This is a genomic window from Citrobacter sp. BIDMC107 (assembly GCF_001037575.1).
Lineage (GTDB): Bacteria > Pseudomonadota > Gammaproteobacteria > Enterobacterales > Enterobacteriaceae > Citrobacter > Citrobacter freundii.
The window spans coordinates 4,068,347-4,082,636 of record NZ_KQ089848.1; the positions used below are offsets into that span (position 1 = coordinate 4,068,347).

The 14,290-nt window shown below is 53.1% G+C and carries 15 protein-coding genes; 6 read left to right on the forward strand and 9 right to left on the reverse strand.

Features of this window, described 5'->3' with window-relative positions:
* Positions 1-4 precede the first annotated feature (4 nt).
* The 4 genes from menB (at position 5) to pmrD (ending at position 3,604) form a co-directional block, all read left to right on the forward strand.
* Positions 5-862: a 1,4-dihydroxy-2-naphthoyl-CoA synthase gene (menB, locus tag SK39_RS18875; protein ID WP_003027671.1), complete on the forward strand. Its 858-nt coding sequence runs from the start codon at positions 5-7 to the stop codon at positions 860-862.
* Positions 862-1,824, forward strand: a complete 963-nt coding sequence (menC, locus tag SK39_RS18880; protein ID WP_048217309.1) for an o-succinylbenzoate synthase — start codon at positions 862-864, stop codon at positions 1,822-1,824. Before menB ends, menC begins: the two co-directional genes overlap by 1 nt.
* Positions 1,821-3,245, forward strand: coding sequence for an o-succinylbenzoate--CoA ligase (gene menE / locus SK39_RS18885; protein WP_048217310.1), 1,425 nt, complete (start codon positions 1,821-1,823; stop codon positions 3,243-3,245). The genes menC and menE overlap by 4 nt, the downstream gene beginning before the upstream one ends.
* A 95-nt stretch (positions 3,246-3,340) precedes the next feature.
* Complete coding sequence (gene pmrD, locus SK39_RS18890) at positions 3,341-3,604, forward strand: signal transduction protein PmrD (RefSeq protein ID WP_032936581.1); 264 nt, start codon at positions 3,341-3,343, stop codon at positions 3,602-3,604.
* Positions 3,605-3,606: 2 nt separating this feature from the next.
* On the opposite strand, the gene arnF is transcribed toward pmrD, so the two are convergent.
* The 8 genes from arnF to nudI all read right to left on the reverse strand — a co-directional run bounded on the left by arnF (position 3,607) and on the right by nudI (position 11,693).
* Complete coding sequence (gene arnF, locus SK39_RS18895) at positions 3,607-3,993, reverse strand: 4-amino-4-deoxy-L-arabinose-phosphoundecaprenol flippase subunit ArnF (RefSeq protein ID WP_032936583.1); 387 nt, start codon at positions 3,991-3,993, stop codon at positions 3,607-3,609.
* Positions 3,993-4,328, reverse strand: a complete 336-nt coding sequence (gene arnE, locus SK39_RS18900) for a 4-amino-4-deoxy-L-arabinose-phosphoundecaprenol flippase subunit ArnE (protein ID WP_003027661.1) — start codon at positions 4,326-4,328, stop codon at positions 3,993-3,995. The genes arnF and arnE overlap by 1 nt, the downstream gene beginning before the upstream one ends.
* The gene (gene arnT / locus SK39_RS18905) at positions 4,325-5,983 is read right to left on the reverse strand and encodes a lipid IV(A) 4-amino-4-deoxy-L-arabinosyltransferase (RefSeq protein WP_032936585.1); all 1,659 of its coding nucleotides are present in this window, start codon (positions 5,981-5,983) and stop codon (positions 4,325-4,327) included. The genes arnE and arnT overlap by 4 nt, the downstream gene beginning before the upstream one ends.
* On the reverse strand, positions 5,980-6,882 hold the full coding sequence (arnD, locus tag SK39_RS18910; RefSeq protein ID WP_032936586.1) for a 4-deoxy-4-formamido-L-arabinose-phosphoundecaprenol deformylase: 903 nt from the start codon (positions 6,880-6,882) through the stop codon (positions 5,980-5,982). Before arnD ends, arnT begins: the two co-directional genes overlap by 4 nt.
* The gene (arnA, locus tag SK39_RS18915) at positions 6,879-8,861 is read right to left on the reverse strand and encodes a bifunctional UDP-4-amino-4-deoxy-L-arabinose formyltransferase/UDP-glucuronic acid oxidase ArnA (RefSeq protein WP_048217311.1); all 1,983 of its coding nucleotides are present in this window, start codon (positions 8,859-8,861) and stop codon (positions 6,879-6,881) included. The genes arnD and arnA overlap by 4 nt, the downstream gene beginning before the upstream one ends.
* The gene (arnC, locus tag SK39_RS18920; RefSeq protein WP_048217312.1) at positions 8,858-9,841 is read right to left on the reverse strand and encodes an undecaprenyl-phosphate 4-deoxy-4-formamido-L-arabinose transferase; all 984 of its coding nucleotides are present in this window, start codon (positions 9,839-9,841) and stop codon (positions 8,858-8,860) included. The genes arnA and arnC overlap by 4 nt, the downstream gene beginning before the upstream one ends.
* Positions 9,842-9,843: 2 nt before the next feature.
* On the reverse strand, positions 9,844-10,983 hold the full coding sequence (gene arnB / locus SK39_RS18925) for a UDP-4-amino-4-deoxy-L-arabinose aminotransferase (protein WP_003027645.1): 1,140 nt from the start codon (positions 10,981-10,983) through the stop codon (positions 9,844-9,846).
* A 284-nt stretch (positions 10,984-11,267) separates the two neighbouring features.
* Positions 11,268-11,693 carry a nucleoside triphosphatase NudI gene (gene nudI / locus SK39_RS18930; RefSeq protein ID WP_003027643.1) on the reverse strand — a complete coding sequence of 142 codons (426 nt, stop codon included), beginning with the start codon at positions 11,691-11,693 and terminating at the stop codon, positions 11,268-11,270.
* Positions 11,694-12,010: 317 nt separating this feature from the next.
* On the opposite strand from nudI, the gene SK39_RS18935 reads away from it, so the two are divergent.
* Entirely contained in the window at positions 12,011-12,553 is a 543-nt protein-coding gene (locus tag SK39_RS18935) for a YfaZ family protein (RefSeq protein ID WP_032936588.1), read from the forward strand.
* A gap of 79 nt (positions 12,554-12,632) precedes the next feature.
* Positions 12,633-13,829, forward strand: a complete 1,197-nt coding sequence (locus SK39_RS18940) for a nicotinamide mononucleotide deamidase-related protein YfaY (RefSeq protein ID WP_032936590.1) — start codon at positions 12,633-12,635, stop codon at positions 13,827-13,829.
* 38 nt (positions 13,830-13,867) lie between these two features.
* Here SK39_RS18940 and SK39_RS26905 read toward each other — a convergent pair whose 3' ends face one another.
* On the reverse strand, positions 13,868-14,068 hold the full coding sequence (locus SK39_RS26905) for an RpnC/YadD family protein (RefSeq protein WP_080708713.1): 201 nt from the start codon (positions 14,066-14,068) through the stop codon (positions 13,868-13,870).
* Between the last annotated feature and the right edge of the window lie 222 nt (positions 14,069-14,290).

Consider the following 14,290-nt stretch of genomic DNA (forward strand, 5'->3'; position numbering starts at 1 on the left):
TTTTATGATCTATCCTGATGAAACAATGCTTTACGCACCGGTAGAATGGCACGATTGCTCTGAAGGCTATACCGACATTCTTTACGAGAAATCCACCGACGGTATCGCAAAAATCACCATTAATCGTCCGCAGGTACGCAATGCCTTCCGTCCGGTCACCGTGAAAGAGATGATCCAGGCGCTGGCGGATGCTCGCTATGATGACAACATCGGCGTGATTATTCTGACCGGTGCGGGCGATAAAGCGTTCTGTGCAGGCGGCGATCAGAAGGTACGTGGCGACTACGGCGGATACCAGGATGACTCCGGTGTGCATCACCTGAACGTACTGGACTTCCAGCGTCAGATTCGTACCTGTCCGAAACCGGTAGTAGCGATGGTTGCAGGTTTCTCCATTGGCGGCGGTCATGTGCTGCACATGATGTGTGACCTGACCATTGCGGCTGAAAACGCCATCTTCGGTCAGACCGGTCCGAAAGTCGGTTCCTTCGACGGCGGTTGGGGCGCTTCCTATATGGCGCGTATCGTCGGTCAGAAAAAGGCGCGTGAAATCTGGTTCCTGTGCCGTCAGTACGATGCGAAACAGGCGCTGGATATGGGGCTGGTCAACACCGTGGTTCCGCTGGCGGATCTGGAAAAAGAGACAGTACGCTGGTGTCGCGAAATGCTGCAAAACAGCCCAATGGCGCTGCGCTGCCTGAAAGCTGCACTGAACGCCGACTGTGATGGTCAGGCAGGTCTGCAGGAGCTGGCAGGTAACGCCACTATGCTGTTCTACATGACGGAAGAAGGTCAGGAAGGCCGTAACGCCTTTAACCAGAAACGTCAGCCTGATTTCAGCAAATTCAAACGGAATCCGTAATGCGTAGCGCGCAGGTATACCGCTGGCAGATCCCCATGGACGCGGGGGTGATTCTGCGCGACAGGCGGTTAAAAACGCGTGACGGGTTATACGTATGTCTTCGTGACGGTGAGCGTGAAGGGTGGGGAGAAATCTCCCCGCTGCCGGGCTTCAGTCAGGAAAGCTGGGAAGAAGCGCAAACCGAGTTGCTGGCTTGGGTGAAAGGCTGGCTGCAAGGGGATGCCTCCTTACCGCAACTGCCTTCAGTCGCCTTTGGCGTAAGCTGTGCGCTGGCCGAACTGGCTGGCGTATTGCCACAGGACGCAGACTATCGTGCTGCACCGCTGTGTACGGGCGATCCTGACGATCTGGTACTGCAACTGGCGGACATGCCGGGCGAAAAAGTGGCGAAGATTAAGGTCGGTCTGTATGAAGCGGTTCGCGACGGCATGGTAGCCAATCTGTTACTTGAGGCGATCCCGGAGCTGCATTTGCGACTTGACGCCAACCGGGCCTGGACGCCGTTGAAAGCTCAGCAGTTCGCGAAATACGTTAATCCGGAGTATCGCGGACGCATTGCCTTCCTCGAAGAACCGTGCAAAACCCGTGATGATTCTCGTGCCTTCGCGCGTGAAACCGGCATTGCCATCGCCTGGGATGAAAGTCTGCGTGAAGCGGATTTCACCTTCGAAGCCGAAGAGGGCGTCAAGGCTGTGGTTATCAAACCTACGCTGACCGGCAGTCTCGATAAAGTCCGTGAACAGGTGGCAGCGGCGCATGCGCTTGGTCTTACTGCCGTTATCAGTTCGTCAATCGAGTCGAGTCTGGGCTTAACCCAGCTGGCGCGAATTGCCGCCTGGTTGACGCCGCAAACCAACCCGGGTCTGGATACCCTGAGCCTGATGCAGTGCCAGCAGGTACGCACCTGGCCCGGTAGCGCGTTGCCGTGTATCGACGTTGATGCGCTGGAACGTCTGCTATGACCCAGCAGGAAAGGCCCGATAGCGTGAGCTTATCGGGCCTGATACAACCCAGTGACTGGCCGTGGCGTCACTGGCGACAGGTTCGTGCGAAGGCGCCAGCCTTACGCCTCAACGATGAGGCATTAAGCTGGAGCGAGCTCTGCGCGCGCATCGACCATCTGGCCAGCGGTTTTGCCGCTCAGGGCGTGGAAGAAGGCGATGGCGTCCTGCTTCGCGCCTGGAATCATCCGCGCGCTTTGCTGGCCTGGCTCGCGCTGCTGCAGTGTGGGGCGCGGGTTTTACCTGTGAACCCACAGTTGCCTCAGTCGCTGCTTGATGCGCTGGTCCCGGACTTAACGCTACGTTTTGCGCTGGATCTGGAGGCTGCTATCGCACTCCCGGAACTCAGTCCGTTACAGATGAAGTTGTTGCCAGGCGATCACGCCGCTGCATGGTTGCCCGAGCGTTTGAGCACGATGACGTTAACCTCAGGTTCTACCGGATTACCAAAGGCGGCGGTGCATACATGTCAGGCGCATCTGGCAAGCGCGCAGGGCGTACTGTCATTAATGCCGTTTGGTGCTGAGGATGACTGGCTGCTCTCACTGCCGCTGTTTCATGTTTCCGGGCAGGGCATTTTGTGGCGATGGTTGTTCGCCGGGGCGCGAATGACCGTGCGCGACAAACAGCCGCTGGATCAAATGCTGGCTGGATGCACTCACGCTTCACTGGTGCCCACGCAACTGTGGCGCTTACTTGTTAATAACACGCCAGTCACGCTAAAAGCGGTGCTGCTGGGCGGTGCGGCAATTCCTGTTGAGTTGACGGAACAGGCGCGTGAACAGGGGATTCGTTGCTGGTGCGGTTACGGATTGACGGAGTTTGCTTCTACGGTTTGTGCGAAAGAGGCAGATGGCCTGGCGGATGTGGGCTCTGCTTTACCGGGGCGGGAAGTCAGGATCGTTAATGACGAAGTTTGGCTACGAGCCGCCAGCATGGCGCAAGGTTACTGGCGTAACGGACAGCTTATGCCTTTAGTGAACGCGGAAGGCTGGTTTGCAACCCGCGATCGCGGCGTGTTGAAGGACGGCAAGTTAACCATTGTCGGTCGTATGGACAATCTGTTCTTTAGCGGCGGGGAAGGCATACAGCCGGAAGAGGTGGAACGCGTGATTGCCGCACATCCACATGTTCTGCAGGCCTTTATTGTGCCGATAGAAGACAAAGAATTTGGCCATCGCCCGGTGGCGGTCGTTGAGTATGACGCTAATGCTGGAGAAACTAATCTGGCAGAGTGGGTAAAAGATAAGCTGGCACGCTTTCAGCAACCGGTATGTTGGTTGACATTGCCACCCGAGCTTAAAGCCGGAGGGATTAAAATCTCGCGTCGTGCGTTGTCGGATTGGGTAAGTGCTTCATCATTAACATTAAGAAAGCATTAATTACATTTCTCATTTTTGTCATTCCGCAGCTATTGTCCTTTTGTTTATCTGCTGAAGTGTAACCTATTGTGAAATTTTTTAACAAAAGGTGCGCTATGGAATGGCATGTGAAGAAGTCTTGCTGTCACAAGAAAGCAGCGAGGCTCTATATTGTACTTTGCGATAGTGGTGGTTCGCTTAAGATGCTCGCTGAGGCGCAATCTTTCGAGCGGGTTAAACCTGGCGATCTTCTTTCACCGCTGAAAGATGCGCAGTATTGTGTTAATCGCGATGTATCCCGCGTGATTAAAATAATCGATGCCAGACAGTACATATGTGACGAATGGGAGCGCCTGTTACGACTGTCGGCAGATAAATGAGCTCAGCGCCGGTGCTTGTCTGCAGGCAGAAAAATCGTCATTAAACCCGCCATGATGCACAGTACCCCAACCAGCGCCTTTACTGAAAATGTTCCCTGCCAGCCGGGCAGAATCATTGATGCAACCCAAACCAGCACATAGCTCAGGCTGAGCAGGGCATAAGCTTTGCTCAGCGCGAGCTGGTGCAGGGCTTTATGCCAGCAAATAACCGACAGCAAATAGCCTGCCAGCCCGGCAGATAAAGCAAACGCTCCAATACTGAGAGATAATACGGCGGAGATGAACTCCAGCGGCTGCATCATTGGCGGCAGATTATCCATTGCGAAGCCGAGGCTCAACTGGGCTGCGGAGGTGATAATAACGCTACATAATCCCCAAAAGATGCCCATTACACTGCGCTCCCAAGAATAAAGATGCCGGTAATGATCAGCCCAACCCCCAGCCAGTGGCGTGTAGTGACGGGTTCGCGCCAGATTTTCCACGCGGCCAGCGTCACCCATACAAAGTTAAGACTCAGCATGGGGTAGGCGATGCCGACAGGAATGTTCTGCAGTACCGCCAGCCATAGCAGCATGGCCAGACCGAGGCTTGCCAGAGCAAGCCCAATCCATTGCGTGACGTGGCGTTTTCGCGCACGAACGGACACCGGTCGGGTCGCCTGCTTCTGGCATAGCTGGCCGCAGACGCTGAGCAGGCTGGCGAGAACTAAGGCTATCCAGATCATTTTGGCCGATACTGAATCAGAACCAGTCGCCCCTGATTATCAATGTAATCAGCGGGAGGGATAGCGAGTTGATTAATATCTTCATCCTTATCAATCGTGAGCACGAGCGTAATATTTCCTTGCTGACGATGTTGCGCTAACCAGTCGGCAAAGTCTTCCCGACTAACAAAACGCCCCTGAGCATCCGGGTAGTTGAGGCCATATTTTAACTCGCCCGTTTGGCCGTACATCATGATGTCGTCACGCTTCAGACTCCAGGCCAGCCCTGCGGCAACGCCAACGTTGTCGGTGAGAATGTAACGGCTCGACTCCAGCGACTCTTTAGTCATCTCGACAAAAAACTGCGGCTGTTTAGACTCCATCACCCGGTCAGGGACTGAGAAACCAAACAACAGCGCGAGTCCCAGCGGACACAGCGCGGCGAATTTCCAGTTCTTCTCGTGGTTATTTAGCGTATACCAGCCGAACAGTGCCCAGGTGATAAAAATACCCCACGCGCAAAACACCTTATACGTTTCGATATGCGACCAGACCGGCGTCTTTAACGGACCCAATGTGGAAACAATAAATGTGGCGACAATGCCGGTCACGCCGAACAGCACGTTGATCCAGCCATTCACGCGCAGTGCGGCGGAGCCTTTTTCCGCGGCCTGCAGGCCGAAACGCGCCGTTAATATCGCCAGCGGGGCGAAGCAAGAAAGAATATAGGTCGGCAGTTTTCCTTTGGCGATGCTGAAAAACAGGATTGGCATGACAATCCAGCTTAACAGGTACAGTGCGCTGCGCGGAACATCCCGCTCACGCCAGCCCGTACGCAGCGCGCCAGGAAGCAGCCCGAGCCATGGTAATGCGCCAGCCACGAATACCGGAATGTAGTACCAGATGGGAGCCTTGTGTTGGGCATCATCCTGTGCGAAGCGTTGAATATGTTCAACCCAGAAGAAGTAATGCCAGAAATCCGGCTCACGCCGGGCAATCGCTATTCCCCACGGCAGCACAATCACGATGCAGCCGATAACCGCCAGCAGACCGTAGAGTATGAGATCTTTCCAGCGCTTTTGCGCGAAAACCCACGGCAGTACGCTGAGCACAGGAACGGCAAGCGCCAGGAAGCCCTTGGTCATCACGCCCATACCGCAGGTTAACCCTAACAGCAAAAAAGCGATGATTTTGCGCGTTCTGGTGGTGGCCTGCATGCCTTCCCAAAAACAGCACATGCCCGCCATCAGCCAAAGCGCAATTATTGGATCAAGTACCGCGTAGGTACCGATGCTGTAAACCGAAAAGAACGTTAAAAAGATAGCAGAAGAGAGTACGGCGGTACGCTTATCCTGCCATAACCGCATGGCAAGCCAGGCTACCAGTAGCGCCGTCAGCAAGGTGGCAAAAATAGCCCCCGCTCTGACGCCAAAATTATTAGCACCAAATAGCCATTGTCCGATGCTGTTTAACCAGTATCCGGCAATGGGTTTTTCGAAGTAACGGAGTCCTAAAAAGTGCGGCACGATCCAGTCGCCGGACGTCAGCATTTCCCGACTGATTTCGGCATAGCGCGTTTCATCAGGCTGCCAGAGCAGGCGACTGTTGATGGGGAGAATAAAATACAGTGCAATAAACGCGATACAGGCCAGAGTATAGCGGGCAGCAGGTTTCATTGTGTCACACTCACCGGTTGTTGGCAGCCGAGCCATCCCTCTCTGCCCGGTATTTTTCCCCGCACGATCTGCCCTGTTGGCAGGGTGCTGATATCGTCTGGTAACAGCTCGCCAAGCGGGCAAAATGTCATCCCCATGTCCGCGGCGCGAGTAAGCAGCTCGTCAAAATTCTGATGAAAGGCGATGCCTTCAACTTCCGCATGAATGGTGTACACCGGTGTTCCTCTGCTCATCTGGATGTGGGAGAGAATATAAGCGTTGAAGTCCACCGCCTGGACCTCCTGACCAACCACTTCATCCCATGTTGGTAACGTGACGGGAATTTGCGGCGTACCTGTTTTCCCGGACGCCAGTACAGGGCGAAATAGCGACGTTCCCCGACAGTCGCTGTTATAGCGTAAATGGAACGTTTCTTTTGCCTCGACGACGCGGTTGTCGGCACGCCATCCGGCAACCGCAGAACAGGTAACCGGTTGTCCGATGATGGCTTCAAGGGCGGTAATGCCTCGTGAAATATCATCAATCAGCTGTTTATCATTCCAGTTTCCGCTTCGCGCTTGCCAGGCATGGTGATCCCAGGCATGCAAACCGGTTTCATGAATCAGGGCGGTTTGCGCAATGATCGCCGCATTGGCCTGGCCAATCTCTTTTCCCGGCCACGCGGTTCCCGCGAGCAATATATCCCATCCGTAGAGCGATGCTGCGTTTGAACGCAGCATCTTCCACAGAAATTGTGGCTTCACAAGACGCCAGAGATGGCGCCCCATGTTGTCAGGTCCAACGCTAAAGAAAAAACTTGCCCGAACGTTATGCCGGTTCAATGTCTCCAACAGGCGGGGCACACCTTCGCGCGTCCCCCGGAAAGTATCGACATCAATGCGCAAGCCTACTTTGGTCATGATGTGTGTTCCGTGATATCCACACTGCGTAAGAAGAAGTCCAGCGTCTCTTCTACCGTTTCCTGCATCTCAATGGTGGGCTCCCAGTTCAGGCAGCGTTTTGCATTACGAATGTTGGGCTTACGATGCTCAACGTCCTGATAACCTTTACCATAGTAGCTACTGCTTTCGACGTCACGGAAACCGGCAAACGGTGGGAAGTGGTTGCGTAATGGGTGTTTTTCAAAGCAGGTAAGCAGCATTTCTGCCAGTTCCTGAATACTGGCCTCATTCTCCGGGTTACCGATGTTGATAATTTCGCCATCGCAGCGTCCGCCTTCGTTTTCAATGATGCGGTACAGGGCTTCGATACCATCGCGAATATCAGTAAAGCAGCGTTTTTGCTTACCGCCTTCAATCAGCTTAATCGGTGAACCTTCCACCAGATTGAGGATCAGTTGGGTAATGGCGCGTGAGCTGCCGATACGCGCGGCGTTAAGGCTGTCCAGACGCGGTCCCATCCAGTTAAACGGACGGAACAGGGTGAAGCGCAATCCCTCTTTTTCGCCGTATGCCCAGATTACGCGGTCCAGCAACTGCTTGGAAACGGAGTAGATCCAGCGTGGTTTATTCACCGGGCCGACGATCAGGTTCGAGCTGTCTTCATCAAAAACTTTGTCGGTACACATGCCGTAGACTTCGGAGGTTGACGGGAAAATGATGCGCTTACGGTATTTCACGCAGTAGCGAATGATTTTCAGGTTCTCTTCAAAATCGAGCTCAAACACGCGCAGCGGGTTGCGGGTATATTCGATTGGCGTGGCGATCGCTACCAGCGGCAGCACGACGTCGCATTTTTTCACATGATATTCAATCCATTCGGAGTGAATGCTGATATCGCCTTCGACGAAATGGAATCGTGGATGCTGCAGAAAACGACTAATGGCGTCGCTGCCAATGTCGAGTCCATACACTTCGTAATTGTCTTCTTGCAACAGGCGTTCGGTCAGATGGTTACCAATGAAGCCATTGACGCCAAGGATCAGCACGCGAGTACGGCGTTTAGCGGTAGTAACTGACTGGCTGTTCAGGCGAGAACCTGGTACCAGGCCCAGAACCTGCGCGAGCTGTGACCCCTGCATGGCAATACCATCGCCAGCTTGCCCGGTAATAATCTCCAGTGCGCCATCAGCGCAGGCGATCAGCAAAGGAGAAACGGAGATGACGGTTCCTGGCTGGGCTGCGCGGTCATTTTTGCAAACACGTGACGACCAGACGGTGAATTTTTGCGTACCAACATAGCTAAATGCGCCCGGCCATGGATCGCTGACGGCGCGTACCTGGTTATGCAACTCTGCGGCTGGTTTGTTCCAGTCGAGGAAGCTATCTTCCGGCGTACGGCGACCAAAACAGGTCGCCTCTGCTTCCTGTTGGGCGTGTTCTGCATAATCTCCCGTTTTAATCGCGGGCAGCGCCTCTTCGAGTAACTGACGCGCTGCCTGGCACAATTTATGGTGCAGCGTTAACGCCACATCATCGGGCGAAATAGCAACCCGCTGCTGGGCAACAATGGCACCGGCATCCGCGCGTTTGACCATCCGGTGAAGCGTGACGCCGGTTTCGGTTTCACCATTGACCAGTACCCAGTTCAGCGGCGCGCGGCCACGGTATTTCGGCAGCAGCGAGCCGTGCAGATTAAATGCACCCTTAGGGGCAAGGCTGAGGATCTCATCACTCAGTAAATGGCGATAGTAGAACGAGAAGATAACATCAGGTGCCAGTTGGCTAATGCGCTCAATCCACAGGGGATGATTAACCTCGTCCGGGGCGTAAACCGGAATACCGGCGCTGGCCGCGAGGCGGGAAACAGATCCAAAAAACGCTTTTTCACCCGGATTGTCGGTGTGCGTAAAAATGGCAGCGATTTCATAACCTGCATCCAACAAGGCCTGGACACCCTGACATCCCATATCGTGATAGGCAAATACGACGGCTTTCATGCGCGGTTTTCCTCGGTTGACTGCGTGGTTTGTGGGCGGATAACGTGTTGAACAAAATAGCGGGGGCGGGCGCGGACATCGTTATAGATGCGACCGATATATTCGCCGAGTAAACCCATGCCAATAAACTGTGCGCCGATAAAGGTAAACAGGACGGCAAACAGCATGAATACCCCTTCCGCTGCCCACTGTGGGCCGAGCGTCAGGCGCAGAACAACAAGCAAGACTGATAAGGTAAAGCCCGTGGCGGCGATCACGCTGCCCAACAGACTCAGCATGCGAAGCGGTGTTGTGGTAAGGCAAGTCACCAGGTCATACATCAGGTTGATCAGACGCATGAAGCTGTATTTGGAATCACCAAATTCGCGCTCTGCATGATGTACCGGGATCTCCGTCGCGCGACGGGCAAAAATGTTGGCCAGAATCGGGATAAAGGTGCTGCGCTCCTGGCAATGCAGCATGGCATCGACGATGTGACGGCGATAGGCGCGTAGCATGCAACCGTAGTCACCCATCGCTTTTCCGGTGGTGCGCTGAATCAGATGGTTGATCATGCGTGAGGCGGTCTTACGAAATACGCTGTCCTGCCGGTTCTGGCGCACCGTGCCCACCACATCAAACCCCTCATCTGCTGTGGCGACCAACCGAGGGATCTCCTCCGGCGGGTTCTGCAAATCGGCATCCAGTGTGATGATCAAGTCGCCAGTGACATGGCTGAAACCGGCCATAATCGCCGAGTGCTGTCCGTAATTGCGATTCAGCAAAATAGAAACAATATGGCTGTTTGGTGCCTGGGAGGCATTCATCATCAACTGAGCGGAATTGTCATTGCTACCGTCGTCGATTAGCAGAATTTCATAGTCTTTACCCAATTTCTCGCAGGCGGCGCTGGTGCGTCTGATTAACTCTGGCAGGCTTTCCTGTTCATTAAAAACGGGAATGACCACCGAGACTTTTTTGATTGGTGCTGCTTCAAACATGATTATTGTCCTGCAATCTCGCGAAGTGCCGTAATGACCCGCTGGGTATCCGCTTCGGTCATGTCTGGGAATAACGGCAGCGAGCAGATGCGCGCGCTGTTCCATTCAGTATTTGGGAGCGAAAGGGTAGTGAAGCGTTCGCGATAATATTTTTGCGTATGGGCTGCACGAAAATGCAGACCGGTGCCGATATCTTTAGTCTTCAGCGCTTCCATCAGGGCATCTCTGCTCAGCCCGCAGCGGGTTTCGTCAACACGAATGATGAATAAGTGCCAGGCATGAACGTGCGGCCACCGGGGCAGGTCCAGCGGTTGAAATGGCGTATCAGCCAGCGCCTGCTGGTATTGCTGGGCAATTTGCGCCCGGCGTGAATTCAGTTGCTCCAGCTTATTCAGCTGTACCAACGCAATAGCGGCATTGATATCCGTCAGGTTGTATTTGTATCCTGGCGCAAGCACTTCGGCCTGCGGTGCCCGGCCATAGGTTTGTCGATCAAAAGCATCAACGCCCAGACCGTGAAACTTCAGGCTGCGAAGCCGCTGGGCAAGCTGGCTGTCGTCGGTAACAATCAGTCCACCTTCTGCGCAGGTGATATTTTTGATGGCGTGAAACGAGAAGATTGCCGTACCGCGCGCCCCGACATGACGGCCCTTATACAATGTCCCTACGGCATGGGCCGCATCTTCTATGACCGGGATGCCATAACGCTCGCCAATGGCATAAATTGCGTCAAGATCGGCGGGGGCGCCTGCGTAATGTACTGGAACAATGGCTTTGGTTCGTGGGGTAATGGCGGCTTCAATTTGCTCAGGTGTGACCATAAGTGTATCGCGGTCGACGTCGACCATGACTGGCGTCGCACCCAGCAAGACAATCATGTTGAGGGTGGAAACCCACGTCATCGACGGCGTAATGACCTCATCGCCTGCACCTATGCCCAACGCCATCAGTGTGATGTGCATACCTGCCGTGGCAGAGCAGACGGCGACAGCGTGTTGATTTCCTGTGAGCTGACAGAAGGCTTCTTCCAGCTGTTGGTTCTTCGGGCCAGTGGTTATCCATCCAGAGTCCAGCACCGCTTTTACAGCGGCAAGCTCTTCAGCACCCATTGCCGGGCGAGAGAAAGGCAAAAAGTCAGACATCATTATTCCTTCAAGCCATTTAACGCTACCGAAGTTTTATTTTTAGGACTAAACAGGGGCGTCGTTAATTATTTCATCAGGCTACAAAGGTTAATGGCCGAAGGTTAATTTATCCTTAAGGGTTTAAGGTTTGGGAGATAATAACAAAGACAGTGGGGAGTGGTTTATTTGTTTGAATATAAAGAGTTTTTATTCATTATGGCGGTATTGTTCTCTGTTGCTGAATGCTGAGAGCAATACCGCTAATGTGATCATTGTTTATATTACGTTTAAACTCGGGGGACTTACAGTAACCCTTTCAAGGTTAACGTTTTACGTGTGGCGATATTTAAGTCGTAGGTGCCGAGATCTTCCGCTTTAACCCAGGCGAACGCCTGGAACTCTTCGTTAATGTTCACTTCACGATTAGCTGCCACACAATCGAAGATGAGATAAATCATATAAATCTCTTCCTGGCTGCCATCCGCGTACGTTTTAGTACGAATATCGTCACTGAAAGTCCATGGCGTAATTTCTGATAACACCAACTGCTCGCCCAGCTCCTCTCTCACTTCCCGGCGCAAAGCTTCTTCGATGCGCTCACCCGGCTCAACGCCACCGCCAGACAGCGCCCACTGACCGGGAAACACGCCGCGGTCGTCAGCCATTTTGCAGAGTAAATAGCAGCCATCGTTTTGAATTAATGGGCAAACAATTGTTCTTTGGCGCATAGGTCAAGTCCTTGCAGGGGCGGGTATTAAGAATTCCATCATCCACCTATCTTACCTTTTGCTGACTGGAGAAAAAACGCTTCATCGACGATTAAGTCCGTACGGGCGAGGAAAAATTGATTGTTGTTGAAAATGGCGTTCAGGGATGCGAATGATAGATTACATAAAAAAATTTAACCTTATCTAATCTCATTAAGTAGTATTTAGTTACAATATGGTCTTGCATCGCTTTTTTAGCTCATTGATTCCTCGTCATCTGACAGTACAATTCACCGGTTTTGGGGCTATGTTTTGATTCTTGCAGGAAAGGATAGAAAATGAAAATAAGTTTACTGTTGGGTTTTGCCGGAATGCTGTTTGTTTCTGCTTCGGCAAACGCGATTAGCATCAACGGTCAGGCTGGCGAAGACTACACCAACCTTGGATTCGGTATGGGTACTGAGACCACCGGTCTGGCCGTCAGCGGCAACTGGATGCATAATGATGACGACGGCGATGTTGCTGGGCTGGGCCTGGGGCTGAATATCCCGCTGGGTCCACTGTTGGCGACCGTTGGTGGTAAAGGTGTATATACCAATCCAAACGATGGCGATGAAGGTTATGCTGCGGCTGTCGGTGGTGGTTTACAGTGGCCGATCGGCGACAGCATTCGTCTGTTTGGTGAGTACTATTACTCGCCTGATTCGCTTTCCAGCGGTATCGACAGCTATGAAGAAGCAAATGCCGGTGCGCGTTTGACTATTATGCGTCCGCTGAGCATCGAAGCCGGTTATCGTTACCTGAACCTGGCAGGTAAAGACGGTAACCGTGATAACGCAATTGCTGATGGCCCGTACGTTGGGGTTAACGCCAGCTTCTAACATTTCTGGCGCGGCGTTCAGTCGCGCCTTCCCCCCTCCATGCGTTATAGTGTTTTCATCATAAAAGCAGGAGAACACGATGTTAAACGTGGAGATGCTATCCACCGGGGATGAAGTGTTGCACGGACAAATCGTCGACACCAATGCCGCCTGGCTGGCCGATTTTTTCTTTAATCAGGGTTTACCGCTAACACGCCGCAACACGGTAGGTGACAATCTTAACGATTTAGTCTCCGTTTTGCGTGAGCGTAGCGAACACGCCGATATACTGATCGTTAATGGCGGTTTGGGGCCAACCAGCGATGATTTGAGCGCGCTGGCAGCGGCAACGGCAAAAGGCGAAGGGCTGGTGCTGCATGAAGCATGGCTGACCGAGATGGAGCGATATTTCCGCGATCGTGGCCGCGTGATGGCGCCGAGCAACCGCAAACAGGCTGAACTTCCCGCCAGCGCGGAGTTTATCAATAATCCGGTGGGTACCGCGTGCGGGTTCGCCCTGAAGCTTAACCGCTGCCTGATGTTTTTTACACCGGGTGTACCGTCAGAATTCAAAGTCATGGTTGAGCATGAGATTCTGCCGCGTTTGCGTGAGCGTTTCTCTTTGGCTCAGCCCCCGTTATGCCTGCGATTAACCACCTTTGGCCGTTCTGAAAGCGAGCTGGCACAAAGCCTGGATCCGCTAACTTTGCCACCGGGTGTAACAATGGGATATCGCTCCTCAATGCCGATTATTGAGCTGAAGCTGACCGGGCCGGATTCCCAACGCGAAGCGATGCTGGCGCTGTGGCCTGAGGTGAAAAAGGTTGCCGGGCAAAACATGATTTTTGAAGGTACGGAAGGTTTGCCTGCGCAAATCGCCCGCACGTTGCAGGAACGGCAATATAGCCTGACGCTGAGCGAACAATTTACCGGTGGTCTGGTCGCGTTGCAGCTTTCTCGCGCTAATGCTCCGTTGTTGGCGAGCGAAGTTGTTCCGCCTCAGGAAGAAACGCTGGCGCAAACGGCGCATTGGGTAACCGAGCGACGTAGCAAACATTATGCCGGGCTGGCTTTGGCGATATCAGCTTTCGAAAACGAACATATTAACTTTGCGCTGGCCACCCCCAATGGGACATATGGTTTGCGCGTTCGGCTGAACGCTAATCGCTACAGCTTGTCGATTCGTCAGGAAGTGTGCGCAATGATGGCGCTAAATATGCTGCGCCGTTGGCTTAACAATCAGGATCTTGCCAGCGAGCACGGTTGGATCGAAGTGGTTGAGTCGCTCACGATTTAATTATTAACAGGGAAGGTTACAAACCTTCCCAATCTGACTCATTCTGTGACATCGTCAGGCAATAGCCCAGTAATTAACCGAACCAAATCACGATCAATTCGATTTTCCAGCATCATGCGCGCGATACGTAAGGCTTCTTCTTGCGTTCCTTTTTGCACCCCTTTCTCTAACCCTTGTTGTAGCCCTTGTTGTAGCCCATTGTGGTGACCTTCTTGTTTTAGCCTCCCTGCGATTGTCATCAACCTCTCCTTATGATGGGGGGAACGTTCGGCAACTTCATGGATAAATTCGCTGACGTGAGAAACGTCACCGTACCGTAGCAGGTAATTAAATAGCGTTTGTAGCTGGCTGTCATTAGCGGTGCTTGTAACTAATGGTGCTTGTAACTGATAGAGAAGATGGCGTGACGGTATCCACTTTTAAAATGCGCTGCATGCGGGAAATGGGGTCTTTGCGTGGAT

What these genes read in the sequence shown, in the direction of transcription:
- pmrD (WP_032936581.1), top strand. Translation starts at nt 3,341, where the DNA reads ATGGAATGGCATGTGAAGAAGTCTTGCTGTCACAAGAAAGCAGCGAGG.
- nudI (WP_003027643.1), bottom strand. Translation starts at nt 11,693, where the DNA reads ATGCGCCAAAGAACAATTGTTTGCCCATTAATTCAAAACGATGGCTGC.
- menC (WP_048217309.1), top strand. Translation starts at nt 862, where the DNA reads ATGCGTAGCGCGCAGGTATACCGCTGGCAGATCCCCATGGACGCGGGG.
- arnE (WP_003027661.1), bottom strand. Translation starts at nt 4,328, where the DNA reads ATGATCTGGATAGCCTTAGTTCTCGCCAGCCTGCTCAGCGTCTGCGGC.
- arnT (WP_032936585.1), bottom strand. Translation starts at nt 5,983, where the DNA reads ATGAAACCTGCTGCCCGCTATACTCTGGCCTGTATCGCGTTTATTGCA.
- arnB (WP_003027645.1), bottom strand. Translation starts at nt 10,983, where the DNA reads ATGTCTGACTTTTTGCCTTTCTCTCGCCCGGCAATGGGTGCTGAAGAG.
- SK39_RS18940 (WP_032936590.1), top strand. Translation starts at nt 12,633, where the DNA reads ATGTTAAACGTGGAGATGCTATCCACCGGGGATGAAGTGTTGCACGGA.
- arnD (WP_032936586.1), bottom strand. Translation starts at nt 6,882, where the DNA reads ATGACCAAAGTAGGCTTGCGCATTGATGTCGATACTTTCCGGGGGACG.
- SK39_RS18935 (WP_032936588.1), top strand. Translation starts at nt 12,011, where the DNA reads ATGAAAATAAGTTTACTGTTGGGTTTTGCCGGAATGCTGTTTGTTTCT.
- arnC (WP_048217312.1), bottom strand. Translation starts at nt 9,841, where the DNA reads ATGTTTGAAGCAGCACCAATCAAAAAAGTCTCGGTGGTCATTCCCGTT.
- arnA (WP_048217311.1), bottom strand. Translation starts at nt 8,861, where the DNA reads ATGAAAGCCGTCGTATTTGCCTATCACGATATGGGATGTCAGGGTGTC.
- menB (WP_003027671.1), top strand. Translation starts at nt 5, where the DNA reads ATGATCTATCCTGATGAAACAATGCTTTACGCACCGGTAGAATGGCAC.
- arnF (WP_032936583.1), bottom strand. Translation starts at nt 3,993, where the DNA reads ATGGGCATCTTTTGGGGATTATGTAGCGTTATTATCACCTCCGCAGCC.
- menE (WP_048217310.1), top strand. Translation starts at nt 1,821, where the DNA reads ATGACCCAGCAGGAAAGGCCCGATAGCGTGAGCTTATCGGGCCTGATA.
- SK39_RS26905 (WP_080708713.1), bottom strand. Translation starts at nt 14,068, where the DNA reads ATGACAATCGCAGGGAGGCTAAAACAAGAAGGTCACCACAATGGGCTA.